The 13124-nt window shown below is 67.7% G+C and carries 10 protein-coding genes; 2 read left to right on the top strand and 8 right to left on the bottom strand.

The annotated features are described in order from the left end of the window. The 6 genes from AC5P6E_RS15735 to AC5P6E_RS15710 form a co-directional block, all read right to left on the bottom strand. Positions 1-792 (bottom strand): lysophospholipid acyltransferase family protein, encoded by a 792-nt coding sequence (locus tag AC5P6E_RS15735; protein ID WP_019337597.1) that lies wholly within the window; start codon positions 790-792, stop codon positions 1-3. 120 nt (positions 793-912) lie between these two features. After that, positions 913-1347, bottom strand: a complete 435-nt coding sequence (locus tag AC5P6E_RS15730; RefSeq protein WP_010487227.1) for a hotdog fold thioesterase — start codon at positions 1345-1347, stop codon at positions 913-915. A gap of 10 nt (positions 1348-1357) precedes the next feature. Then, positions 1358-3409 carry a phospholipase D family protein gene (locus tag AC5P6E_RS15725; RefSeq protein WP_019337596.1) on the bottom strand — a complete coding sequence of 684 codons (2052 nt, stop codon included), beginning with the start codon at positions 3407-3409 and terminating at the stop codon, positions 1358-1360. Further along, positions 3406-4023: a YceI family protein gene (locus tag AC5P6E_RS15720; RefSeq protein WP_043400783.1), complete on the bottom strand. Its 618-nt coding sequence runs from the start codon at positions 4021-4023 to the stop codon at positions 3406-3408. The genes AC5P6E_RS15725 and AC5P6E_RS15720 overlap by 4 nt, the downstream gene beginning before the upstream one ends. A gap of 4 nt (positions 4024-4027) precedes the next feature. Further along, complete coding sequence (locus AC5P6E_RS15715; RefSeq protein WP_019337594.1) at positions 4028-4504, bottom strand: SixA phosphatase family protein; 477 nt, start codon at positions 4502-4504, stop codon at positions 4028-4030. A gap of 49 nt (positions 4505-4553) precedes the next feature. Next, on the bottom strand, positions 4554-5183 hold the full coding sequence (locus AC5P6E_RS15710; protein ID WP_019337593.1) for a ParA family protein: 630 nt from the start codon (positions 5181-5183) through the stop codon (positions 4554-4556). Positions 5184-5306: 123 nt separating this feature from the next. On the opposite strand from AC5P6E_RS15710, the gene AC5P6E_RS15705 reads away from it, so the two are divergent. Further along, positions 5307-6791, top strand: coding sequence for an AAA family ATPase (locus AC5P6E_RS15705; protein WP_019337592.1), 1485 nt, complete (start codon positions 5307-5309; stop codon positions 6789-6791). Positions 6792-7391: 600 nt separating this feature from the next. Here the strand turns inward: AC5P6E_RS15705 and AC5P6E_RS15700 are convergent. Then, positions 7392-8027: a tetratricopeptide repeat protein gene (locus AC5P6E_RS15700; protein ID WP_019337591.1), complete on the bottom strand. Its 636-nt coding sequence runs from the start codon at positions 8025-8027 to the stop codon at positions 7392-7394. Positions 8028-8196: 169 nt separating this feature from the next. Between AC5P6E_RS15700 and AC5P6E_RS15695 the strand changes: the two genes are divergently transcribed. Continuing rightward, positions 8197-11883 (top strand): indolepyruvate ferredoxin oxidoreductase family protein, encoded by a 3687-nt coding sequence (locus AC5P6E_RS15695; protein ID WP_329836175.1) that lies wholly within the window; start codon positions 8197-8199, stop codon positions 11881-11883. Between the two features lie 73 nt (positions 11884-11956). Here AC5P6E_RS15695 and AC5P6E_RS15690 read toward each other — a convergent pair whose 3' ends face one another. Then, entirely contained in the window at positions 11957-12571 is a 615-nt protein-coding gene (locus tag AC5P6E_RS15690) for a DUF938 domain-containing protein (protein ID WP_019337590.1), read from the bottom strand. Positions 12572-13124 lie beyond the last annotated feature (553 nt).

Genomic DNA, 13124 nt, shown 5'->3' with positions numbered 1-13124 from the left:
TCACTGCGTGCTCATGGCCGCCACGATGCGCGCGCGCGAGGTTTCCGCGATGCGTCGACGGCCTTCCAGGTCCTGGGTACCGATCGGCTCCAGGAAATGCACTTCGGTATGCCGCGCCGGCTCACCCAGCAGGCGCAGGAAATTGGCGGCGAAACTCTCGCCCGGGCCGAACGCGACGATGGTCTGTGCGTCGCCCTTCATCCCGTACACCAGCGCCACCGGCTGCACCGGCACGCCGGTTTCAACCGCGGCCTGGAAGATGCGGGCATGGAACGGCCCCACTTCGTGGCCACCGCGGGTGCGCCCTTCCGGGAACACACCGACCGCCTTGCCGGCACGCAGGCGATCGGCCATCACCTGCATCACCCCACCGAGCGATTCGGTGTTGCCACGCTGATGGAAGATGGTCTGGCCGCGCGCGGCGAGCCAACCCACCAACGGCCAGCTGGCGATCTCGCGCTTGGCAACGAAGCCCATCATGCGCTGGCTGTGCAGGATGGAGATGTCGACCCAGCTGACGTGGTTGGCGACGAACAGAACGGCACCGGGCAAGGGCTGGCCCACCCGTGACAGGCGGAAGCCGAAGATCCACATCAGCCCGCCCTGCCACCAGTTCACCACCTTCGCGCCGAAGGTATCCTCGCCCACGCGCAGCTCGCCCCACGGCGGAAGCATGCCGATCAGGATCAGCGGCAGGAACACGGTGATGTGGACCAACAGCAGCGGTACGCGGTACAGGTAACGGCACACACGCGCCACGCCGCCACGGGGGGCCGGAGTGGGGGAAGTCATCCGCGCACGATACCGGAGCGCCGCGGCAGCTGCCAGCCGATTTAGGCCATAACCGCCATTGACCGGGGCAATCGGCGGGGAACGCTGGGTTCTGCCGCCGTCAACACGCCCGATGGGGGCTCAACCGTGGCCGGCGGCCACCACCGCCAGGGTCAGCCGCGAGATGCACACCAGCCGGCCCTGCTCGTCCTCGATGCGGATTTCCCACAACTGGGTACTGCGGCCCACGTGCAGCGCGCGCGCGGTGCCGGTGACAGTCCCCGAGCGCACCGCACGCACATGGTTGGCGTTGATTTCCAGGCCCACGCAGATCTGCTTTGCGGTATCCACGCACAGGTTGCCGGCGCTGCTGCCCAGGGTCTCGGCCAGCACCACCGAGGCACCGCCGTGCAGGATGCCGTAGGGCTGCCGGGTGCGCTCGTCCACCGGCATGGTGGCCTGCAGCCAGTCTTCGCCCGCGGCGCTGAAGACGATGCCCAGCGACTCGATCGCCGTATTGCGGCTGAGCGCATTGAGCTGCTCGATGGAAACAGCTTCGCGGAACACCTGGGTCATGCGGGCACCTTCAGAGAATGGGAACGAGGCCGGCACCGAATGCGGTCAGCATGCGCACCAGCAGCCACTTCGGGCCGACGTTGACTTCGGGGAAGTCGCCGACGGCAACGTAGCAGCGATGGAAATCCGGGTCCTGCCGTGGCAGCGGCTGCGGGCAGTCCGGGCCGGGCTTGAACTCGTAGTCGGTGGCATAGCGCCACGGCCAGAAGTCGAGAATCGGCAGCGCTTCGGAGGCCTTGCCGACGCTGTAGTTCAGGCCCGACAGCACCGGCGGCTTGGCCCGCGGCGCCACCGTCCACGCGTTCTGCGGATGGGTATCGCGCAGGATGCTCTCGGCCAGCTGCTCGGCGAAGACCGGATCGTCGATGATCACCGCGCCTTCGGTGTTGTAGTTCTCGCTGCGCGGATCGAAGTTGTGGGTGCCGACCACGCCGATGCGGCGGTCGACCACCAGCGACTTGGCGTGCAGGCCCATGCGGGCACCCTTGCGGGTGACCGGCAGCGGCTTGTTGACCGCCTTGCTGCCCAGGAACGACGGACGCGTCTCGGTACGCAGCAGGCGCGTTTCCACTTCGCTGCCAGCGGCACGACGGCGTTCGCGGGCGTTCTGGTAGGCGCTGCCGGTACGCGGATGGTTCACCGGTACCTGCCTGCGGGTCGCGGCCAGATCCCCATCGCTGCCACCGCCGGCATTGCTGCCAGCGGCGCTGCCGCCAATCAGCGGATTGCGCCCGCCGTCGTCGTCGCCCGCGGGCGCGGCGATCGGATCAGGCAGCAGGTTGCGGTAGTCGACCGGTGCATCCAGCGGGAACGGCTTGTATTCGAAGATGTTGAAGCCCAGTTCGCGCATGTTGCGCCGCTTGTACTTGTACGACAGCGCATACACGATCGGGTTGTCGGTGGCCGCCAGGCTGTTGCTCGACACCACCACGCGCGGCGGCTGCGGGCGCTTGCGCAGCTCACGGAACAGCTTCTGCGCCGGCTTGGACAGCACCAGGTACGGGGTCTGCAGGATCACTTCCTTCTGCGCACCGGCAATGAGTGCATCCAGCTGTGGCTCGGTCACGTGCTGGCCGGCCAGCGGGGCATCGGCTTTCTCGCGGCGGTGCTTGCGCGGCAGGTCGGCGACGTAGCGCACCGAAGCCACCGGCAGCGCGGTATCCACGAAGGAACGGGTGACGAAGTCCATGTCATTGGCTTCGGCGCTGACCCGCTGCACCCGCTCGGGGCGGCGGAAGGTGGCCGGTGGCAGCACCGGCACGCCCTCGCGCAGCAGGGTGCGGCCCACGTCATTCAGGCGCTCGGCCGGCACGCTGCGGTGGGCGCGCCAGAACGCATCGAAGTTGGCCGCCATCGCGCGCGCTTCCGGGCCGGCGATCATGACGTCGCGGTCGCGGAAGTTGTACTCGCGGTCCCAGTCGTAATAGTCGTCCTGGTAGTTGCGGCCGCCGACCACGCCGATCGCATCGTCGATCACCAGCAGCTTGTTGTGCATGCGCTGGTTGAACCGGCGGAAGCAGCACAGCACGCTGCCGGCGTAGTCGAAGTAGTTCAGCCGGGCCTTGCCGAAGGTCGGGTTGTAGACCCGCAGCTGGAAGTTCTGGTGGGCACCGGACAACGCGCCGAGGATCTGCAGGTCGGAAATCGCCGAGAGCTGGTCGATCAGCACCCGCACCTTTACCCCGCGCCGCGACGCGGCCAGCAGTTCGTCGATGACCAGCCGTGCGCTGTCGTCCTTGTCGAAGATGTAGGTCTGCAGGTCGATGCTGCGGGTGGCACTGCGCAGCAGGTTCAGGCGTGCCACCAGGGCGCCCTCCCCCTCATCCAGCAGGGTGGCGTAGTGGCGCGGCTGCTCCGGGGTGGATTCGGTGAACGCCCGGCCGGCCAGCGCACGCAGCGGCGAGTCCTGCGCGCAGCGGTCGGCGCGCTGGCAGTCGACCTGGGTCGATCGCGCCTGCACGGCGATCGCTTCGGCACGGTCGCGCTCGGCAGTGGACAGCGATGCACAACCGCTGCCCAGCAACACGGTTGCCAGCGCCAGTACACGCAGCAGGAGGTTCACGGTTTCGGCGCCTCGCTCAGGCGCGCTCGCAATACGAAGGTCACTCGGTCACTCAAGGCAAGCTGCCAGCTGTCCATTCCATACCGGCCTCGCTGCACGGTACCGCGGCTGACGACGTCGCAATCATAGCCGGGTCGGGCGCACTCCGCCTTCTCGACCTTCAGTGTCTCGGGGTGGCTGATCCCGCGCAGGGTCAGCCGCCCGTTGATGTCGCCCCCGTCTTCCACGGTCTCCGGCCAGTACGGCAGCGAGTCGAACTCGACCACCGGGTGGCGGCCCGCGTCGAAGAACTCCTCGCCGCGCATCCAGCCGGTGTAGCGCGCCTTGCCGGGGATTTCGACCGAGCGCGTGAACATCTTCAGGTGCACCTGGTGGCGGCCATCGGAGAGGACCTCGATGCGACCTTCGAAGTGCGGGAACAGGCCTTCGATGCGCTGCCCGAAGCGGGTGCGCACCTCGAAACCGATCTGCGAGCGTTGGGTATCCAGGCGCAGGACCCGGTGCGCCTCGGCGACCACCGGCGGCAGGGGCGTTGGCGGTGGCGCGGCAGCCCAGGCCGCGCCGGAAACCAGCAGCACGGGCAGCAGAAAGCGGCTGCGCCGCGCCAGGCTCATTGGATCACGGCCACCAGAACGCGTTCAGGCTGGCCACGCCCGGCTCGATCGAGGCCTCGCGCGGGAACCCGAGCACGGCAATGCCAGCCGGCGGCATGCCGCGATAGTCGCTGCTGGTGCCTTCCGTCATCAACGCCACCAGGCGCTCCAGGCCGGGGTTATGGCCGACGATCAGCACCCGGTCGAGGTCACGGCGGTCGTCCACCAGCGCCGCGAGGGTGCCGGGGGTGGCCTCGTAGATACGGTCTTCCAGGCGCTTCTCGACGTAGCCGATGGTGCCGAGCACGGCTTCCAGGGTTTCCCGGGTGCGCCGCGCCGGTGAGCACAGCACGCAGTCCGGCAGCAGGTTTTTCTCCTTCAGCCACTTGCCGGCGGCTTCGGCTTCGGCGAGCCCCACCGGCGACAACGGCCGGTCGAGGTCGGCCTGGCCGGGGGTCGCCGGTTCGGCATGGGCATGGCGCAGCAGGATCAATTCACGCATCGCGGGTTTCCATGAAGAAGAGGATGCAGCAGAAAGAGTGATGCAGGCATCAAAGCTTGAGCCAGGACAGCAGCGGCTCCCAGTCGGCCTGGTGCTCGCGCACCTGGGCCGAGCGGTAGTCGAACAGGCTGCGGCCAAGGCCGGTCATGACCACGTAGCTCTGGCTGTCGCGCAGCTGCGCGACCACCGGGTACGGCCATTCACCCAGCATCTGCAGCGCCTGCTGCGAGGTCTGGGTCCATGGCTTGGTACGGTTGAGCACCAGCCCCACCGGCAGCTTGCGGCTGTGCACGCGCGGGTTCCGGGCCAGGCTGTTGAGGAAGCCGACGATCGCTTCGATGTCCAGCGCCGAGGGCAGCACCGGTACCACCACCGCGTCGGCAGCGTCGAGGAAATGGGGAATATCGTCAGCCAGGGCACCGGCCGGCGCGTCGATGATGACGGTGTCGGTGCCATCGGGCAGCTTCTGCGCCCACTGCTTCTTCCGATACACATCGATCGGCAGCACCGCGCTTTCCAGCCCGGCACGGCGTTGTGCCCAGCGGGTGCTGGAGCCCTGCGGGTCGGCATCGGCAATCACCGTGGCCTTGCCCTGCAATGCCGCGTACGCGGCCAGGTGGGTGGCGACGGTGGTCTTGCCCACCCCGCCCTTGGAACCGGCCACCAGGATCGTCTTCATGCCAGCCTCGCTTCCGGGTACGTGCCCCGAGCGTACACCGGCGATGGTGACGGGAGGTAGCGTCGTGCTGAACCAGCGGCCATCGCCTTTGCTATCGTGGCGCCCCCGAAGGATCGAACCGGCATGAGCGAACTGCAGGATCTGAGCGCGTTGATCCGCGCCAACACCCCACTGATCGTCATCGAGACCCAGGACGAGGGTCGCATCGTCGAGCTGTTCCGGCAGACGCTGATGCACGTATGGCGGGCGCTGCACCGCTGGTCGATCACCGAGGGCCTGCGCCGGATCGACCTGGACAGCGAAGACCCGCCGGTCGGGCCGCCCGACGCCAGCGCGGCCCTGCAGATGATCCGCCAGGCGGAGCAGCGCGGGGTCTACCTGCTGCTCGATTTCCACCCCTACCTGGGCTATGCCAGTCACCAGCGCGCCCTGCGCGACCTGATCCAGCGCCGCCACAGCGAGCCGCATGTGCTGGTGCTGATTGGTGCCAAGGTGGAGCTGCCGGCCGAGCTGGAAGCACTGGCGGTGCGCTTCAACCCGCGCCTGCCCGATGCCAACGCCCTGTTGAAGATGCTGCGCGAAGAGGCCGACGCCTATGCGCGTGAGCATGGCGGCCGCCGGGTTGAAGTCGACAGCGAGGCGGTGAAGAAGATCCTGAAGAACCTGCAGGGCCTGAGCCTGGTCGATGCCCGGCGCATCGCCCGCCAGCTGATCTACGCCGATGGCGCGCTGCGCGACGACGACCTGCCACAGCTGGCACGGCTGAAGTTCGAGCTGCTCAACCGCAGCGGCCACCTGTTCTTCGAGCACGACAGCGCGCGTTTCGGCGATGTGGCCGGTGCCAACCGGCTCAAGCGCTGGATCAACCAGCGCCGCGTGGCCTTCATTGCCGGTTCGGCCCCGGCCGGGCTGGACCCGCCGCGCGGCATGCTGCTGCTGGGCGTACAGGGCTGCGGCAAGTCGATGCTGGCCAAGGCCACCGCCGCCGGCTTCGGCGTACCACTGCTGCGCCTGGACGTGGGCGCGCTGTACAACAAGTACCACGGCGAGACCGAGGCCAACCTGCGCCAGGCGCTGGCCTCGGCCGAGCAGCTGGCGCCCTGCGTGCTGTGGATGGACGAGATCGAGAAGGGCCTGGCCAGCGGTGGCGAGGACGGCGGCGTGTCACGCCGCGTGCTCGGTTACCTGCTGACCTGGATGGCCGAGCGCAAGGCGCCGGTGTTCATCGTGGCCACTGCCAACCAGGTGCACGAGCTGCCTGCCGAGCTGCTGCGCAAGGGCCGCTTCGACGAGATCTTCTTCGTCGACCTGCCCTCGCCTGACGTGCGCGTGGAACTGCTGCGGCTGCACCTGGGCCGGCGCCAGCTCAACGCCGACGACTTCGCACTGCCCGCGCTGGCGGCGGCCGCCAATGGGTTCTCCGGCGCCGAGATCGAGCAGGCGATCGTCGCCGGCCTGTATGCGGCGCATGCCGAGGGCCGGCCGCTGGACACCGAGCTGCTGATGACCGAGATCCGCGCCACGCGGCCACTGTCGGTGCTGATGGCCGAGCAGGTGGAGGCACTACGGGCGTGGGCGTCGGGGCGGACAGTTTCCGCGGACGATTGAGTTTCCAGCGAACGGCGCAGCCCCTCGTGGCGGCTGGTTGACCGTGAACATCAAAAGCCGCGCTTGGCCGGGCGGGATGGATTCGCGGGGGACGCCGTCAACCCGTCCATGGGGGCTTGGCCGCGGCATCCATGCCGCGGACACCCCCGCGAACCCACCCCGCCCGGCCTCTGACAATTTCCGAGTGCGTCCGCCACGGAAAAGAAAAAAGAAAAGCAGAAGCAAAAGCAAAAGCCGGTTGGTTGGCCGCCTTCTGTAGAGCCGAGCCCACGCTCGGCTGCTCTTCGATCAGATATCGAATAGTCGATTCCGATACAGATTCATCCACGCATGACGTGGATCTACCGTGTCGACCAAGGTCGACACCTACCAGCAGCAGGGAACTGTCGGAGGCGGGGCGGTGTGGGTTGGCAGGTCCGTTGGCGCCATGGATGGCGCCATCGAGCCCCCATGGACGGGTTTACGGCGTGTCCTGCCAACCCACACCGCCCCGCCATCCCACGGATTGCCCGCTGTTGCTGTTGCTGTTGCTGTTGCTTTGGCTTTGGCTTTGGCTGTTGCCTCTGGGGGTGCCGGGTGCAACCCGGCCGAACCCCTCCCTCAGGGCCAGGCAGGCGGCGCGGCAACCCACGCCTGCTGCACCTCGGCCAGCGACGCGCGCTCGTCCTCACGCCACTGCGGCAGCAATTGCGCATGGTGGGCACTGGTACTCCACTGCGTCGGCTCGGTGCGTACCGCAGCCGCATACCACTGCACCGCCTCCTGCTTCTGCCCCATGCGCCACAGCGCCAGCGCATAGGTCGGCGGTACCCAGCTGGGCTTGCTGCGCGCATTGCCGGCCGAAGCCAGCCACTGTTCCAGCGCTGCCTCCGGCTTGCCCTGGCGCAGCAGGTCCCAGCCGTAGTTCCAGCGCACGCTGCGGCCACTGCTGCTCTGCGCCGGGGCCTCTTTCAGAGCTTCGCCGTACAGCTGCTCGGCCAGTTCACCGCGACCCTGCGCCCCGGCCACCGATGCCAGCTGTACCGTCGCCTCGACCGCGCGGCGGCCGCGTTCACGCAGCTTGACCAGCTGAGCCACCAGGTCATCGCCCTCGCCGTGCACCGCCACCATCGGCGTGGCCGCCGGGTCGTTGTCGAAGTAGAACTCCTGTGGTGCCGGCACGACCGGCGCGGCCCACGCAGTGACCACTCCCGAGGCCAGCAGCATGCTGGCCAGGATCTTTCCTGGAACTGACATCCCTTCTCCCCAGGCCGCAACTGCAGCCTCCCTCTCTCTTCCCGATCCTAACCCCAGCACCGCCACGGGCGCGAGTGCCGGGGCCTGCGCGGCCCCGCTGCTACAATTCGCGCCTTTCCCGCCGCGTGCCTGCACGCGGCCGGTGCCAGCCGATCCTACCGGGCCAGCCATGACCAGTACCGCGCAACTCACTTCGCCCTCTTCCGCCGACCTGCTCGACCGTGATTACACGCTCGACCACAAGTACACCCGCAACGAGGGGCGGATCTACCTGAGTGGCGTGCAGGCGCTGGTGCGGCTGCCCTTGATGCAGCGCCTGCGCGACGCCGCCGAAGGCATCGACAGTGCCGGCTTCGTCAGCGGCTACCGCGGCAGCCCGCTGGGTGGCTTCGATCTGGAGCTGTGGCGCGCGCGCAAGCATCTTGAGGCCGCCAAGGTGAAGTTCACCCCCGGCCTGAACGAGGACCTCGGCGCCACCATGGTGTGGGGTACGCAGCAGACCAACCTGTTCCCCGGCGCCAACGTGCAGGGCGTGTTCGGCATGTGGTACGGCAAGGGCCCGGGCGTGGACCGCTGCGGCGACGTGTTCAAGCATGCCAATGCTGCGGGTACCTCGCGCTACGGCGGCGTGCTGGCGCTGGCCGCCGATGACCATGCCTGCCGCAGTTCGACCCTGCCGCACGGCAGCGAAGACGAATTCGTCAGCGCGATGATGCCGGTGCTGAACCCGGCCGGCGTGCAGGACATCCTGGACATGGGCCTGCTGGGCTGGGCGATGAGCCGCTATACCGGGCGCTGGGTCGGCTTCAAGACCATTGCCGAGACGGTGGAATCGTCGGCGTCGGTGGAGGTCGATCCGCTGGCACGCCGCATCGTGCTGCCGGAAGACTTCGAGATGCCCTCGGGCGGCCTCAACATCCGCTGGCCGGACCCGCCGCTGGACCAGGAAATGCGCCTGCACCGCTACGCGGTGAAGGCCGCGCAGGCCTTCGCCCGCGCCAACGCCGTCGACAAGGTGGTGATGGACGCGCCGCGCGCGCGGCTGGGCATCGTCACCACCGGCAAGAGCTACCTGGACGTGCTGCAGGCGCTGGAATACCTGGGCCTGGATGAAGCCGCATGCGCTGACATCGGCATCCGCGTGTACAAGGTCGGCATGACCTGGCCGCTGGAGCCGGAAGGCATCGCCCGCTTCGCGCAGGGCCTGGAAGACATCATCGTGGTGGAGGAGAAGCGTGCCTTCATCGAGCGCCAGATGAAGGAACAGTTCTTCAACTGGCCGGCCAGCTGGGGCCAGCGCCCGTCCATCGTTGGCAAGTACGACGAGAGCGGCGAATGGATCCTGCCGTCCACCGGTGAACTTACGCCGGCCACCATCGCCGGCGTGATCGGCCGCCGCATCCAGAAGTTCTTCAACAACGAATCGATCGAGCAGCGCCTGCAGTGGATGCAGGAGAAGGAAGCCGAGCTTGCGCTGCCGCGCGCCAGCTTCCCGCGCGTACCGCATTACTGCTCGGGCTGCCCGCACAACACCTCCACCCAGGTGCCGGAAGGCTCGCGTGCGCTGGCCGGCATCGGTTGCCATTACATGGTGACCTGGATGGACCGCAGCACCGATACCTTCACCCACATGGGCGGCGAAGGCGTGACCTGGGCCGGGCAGGCGCCGTTTACCGACACCCCTCACGTGTTCCAGAACCTGGGCGACGGCACCTATTTCCACAGCGGTTCGCTGGCGATCCGCCAAGCGGTCGCCGCCGGCGTCAACATCACCTACAAGATCCTCTACAACGATGCGGTGGCGATGACCGGCGGCCAGCCGGTGGACGGCCCGCTGAGCGTGCCGGACATCGCAAAGCAGATGCGCGCCGAAGGCATCCACACCATCGTGGTGCTTTCGGACAACATCGGCAAGTGGACCGGCCAGCGCGAGCACTTCCCCAGCGATGTCGAGTTCCACGACCGCAGCGAACTGGACGAAGTGCAGAAGCGCCTGCGCGAAGTGAAGGGTGTTTCGATCCTGATCTACGAACAGACCTGTGCCACCGAGAAGCGCCGCCGCCGCAAGCGCGGCAAGATGGAAGACCCGCAGAAGCGGGTGATGATCAATTCGCTGGTCTGCGAAGGCTGCGGCGACTGCGGCAAGAAGAGCTTCTGCGTGTCGGTGCTGCCGAAGGAAACCGAGTTCGGGCGCAAGCGCGAGATCGACCAGTCCAACTGCAACAAGGACTATTCCTGCGTGAATGGTTTCTGCCCGAGCTTTGTCACCGTGCACGGTGGCCAGCCGCGCAAGGGCAGCAAGCGCGATGCCTCCACCCTGCTGGACAACCTGCCGGCGCCGACCATCCGCGGCACCCTGGAACAGCCCTGGAACATCCTGATCACCGGCGTGGGCGGTACCGGCGTAGTGACTATCGGCGCGCTGCTGGGCATGGCCGGCCACCTGGAAGGCAAGGGCGCGACCGTGCTCGACCAGACCGGCCTGGCGCAGAAGGGCGGCGCGGTAACCACGCATATCCGCATTGCCCGTCGCCCTGAAGACATCCACGCCGTGCGCATCGCCGCCGGCGAAGCCGATCTGGTACTGGGCTGCGACATGGTGGTGGTCAACGACTACTGGGCCCTGTCGAAGGTGCGTGCCGGCCGTTCGCAGGTGGTGCTGAACACCTACGAGGCGATGCCCGGCACCTTCACCACCCGCCCGGACATGCAGTTCCCCGCCGCCGACATCGTGGCCGGGGTGCGCGTGGCGCTGGGTGGCGAGGAACCGCTGCTGCTCGATGCCACCCAGCTGGCCACCGCGCTGCTCGGCGATGCCATCGCCGCCAACCTGTTCATCCTCGGCTACGCATGGCAGCAGGGCCTGGTGCCGCTGTCGTTCGCATCGCTGATGCGCGCCATCGAACTCAATGGCGCCGCCGTGGCGATGAACCAGCAGGCGTTTGCCTGGGGCCGCCTGGCGGCGGTCGATCCGCAGGCCGTGCAGCAGGCTGCCGGCCTGGTGCGCAACCGCCACACCGATACCGAATCCACCCCGGGCCCGCTGCACCCGCTGCCGCCGGGCGAGTGGGAAGGCAACGAGTGGGGCGCCACCGCGGCACCGCGCAACACCGGCGACGAACGCGAACTGCGCGGCCTGCCCTCGCACGGTGGCGACGTGGCGTTCCTGCCGCTGGACGATGCGCGCCTGTCGCGCTCGCTGGACGAAATGATCGAGCGTCGCGCCGCCTTCCTGGTCGAGTACCAGGATGCCGCCTATGCCAACCGCTACCGCAGCCTGGTCGAGCGCGTGCGCGCCGCCGAAGCCGACCGCATCGGTGGTTCCACCGCGCTGACCGAGACGGTGGCCCGCTACCTGTTCAAGCTGATGGCCTACAAGGACGAGTACGAAGTGGCCCGCCTGTACACCAGCGGCGACTTCCAGCGCCGGCTGCAGCAGCAGTTCGAGGGCGACTACCAGCTGCGTTTCCACCTGGCACCGCCGCTGTTCGCCAAGAAGGACGAGCAGGGCCGGTTGCTGAAGAAGGAATACGGCCCGTGGATGTTCAAGGCCTTCGGCCTGCTGGCGAAGCTGAAGTTCCTGCGTGGCGGCCGACTCGACGTGTTCGGCCGCACCGAGGAACGCCGCATGGAGCGCAAACTGATCGGGGATTACGAGGCGACCGTGCAGCTGCTGCTGGATGGCCTCGATGACGACCGCCTCGCGCTGGCGGTCGAGATCGCCAGCGTGCCCGAGCACATCCGCGGCTACGGCCACGTCAAGGAAGCGCATTTCGAGCAGGCCAAGGCACGCGAAGCCGCCCTGCTGGCGCAGTGGCGCAATCCGAAGGCACTGCACATCGTGCAGGTGGCCTGATGGTAGTGCCGGCCGCTGGCCGGCATTCATCCCGGCAGTCGGTTGCCGGCCAACGGCCGGCACTACCGGCGGTTTACCCCAACCGCCACAGCAGCAGGCGGTTGTTGGCCGGCATCGCCACATCCCCCAGGCGGGTGAAGCCATTGTCGGCCGCCAGCGCCTGCACCGCTTCGCTATCGCGGATGCCGCTGCGCGGATCACGTGCCTTCAGCCAGGCATCGAACTGCGCATTGCTGTCACTGGTGTAGCGACCGCCGTAGTTGAACGGGCCATACACTGCCAGCAGCGCACCATGACGCAGCACCGGTGGCAGCGCGGCGAACAACGCCTGCACGTGGTCCCAGCCCATGATGTGCAGCGTGTTGGCGCTGAACGCCGCATCGAACGTGCTGCCTTCGGGCAGCGTCAGGCCCGGCGCAGGCGGCAGTTCCACCTGCAATGCCACCGGCGGCAGCAGGTTCAGCAGCGCGGCCTCCGCACGCCAGGCCTCGATACCGGGCAGATGGTCCGGATGATCGCTGGGCTGCCAGCGCAGCCACGGCCAGCGCTCGGCAAAGAAGGCCGCGTGCTGTCCCGTACCGCTGCCGATTTCCAGCACCCGATGGCGGTCGCCCATCCACGGGTCGAGTGCCGTGGCGATCGGTTCGCGGTTGCGCTCGCAGGCTTCTGAATACGGCTTGCTCGACATCAGGGACGGTGTCCAGGCGGGGTCGGCCCCATTGTGCACGAGGGGGTGTCTGCAGGGCTTGCAGCCCTGCACCCGCAGGAGCCGGAGCCAGAGCAACGTCAAAAGCTGGCATTCCGTGGGTTGGCGGGGGGGGCCCGGTTGCGGGGGTCGCTGCAAGTACGTCCATGTAAGCTCGGTCGCCGCATCCATGCGGCTCACGCCCCCTCAACCGGACCCGCCCCGCCTTCGACAGACTTCCGCGATCTGTCGGAACGGCGTACAGCCTTGGTGGGTGCCGACCGTTGGTCGGCACGGATGAATTCATTCGATATCTGACAGATGTGCCGACCAACGGTCGGCACCCACCAACAGCCACCGGCCAGCTGTCAGAGGTGGGGCGGTGTGGGTGGACAGGACCGTTGGCGCCATGGATGGCGCCATCGAGCCCCCATGGATGGGTTGTGGTGGTCTAATCAACTTGGACACTCGATAGGATCAATTTCAAGCATCGAGGTAGACCCATGGCAAAGCAGATCACTCAGGGCATGAGGGACGAGGCGGTTCGCCTTGTGGT

It is taken from the genome of Stenotrophomonas sp. YJH_SMC_16, from assembly GCF_059367875.1.
Note: the sequence above shows the minus strand (reverse complement) of the source record. Positions and strands in the feature narration are given on the sequence as shown.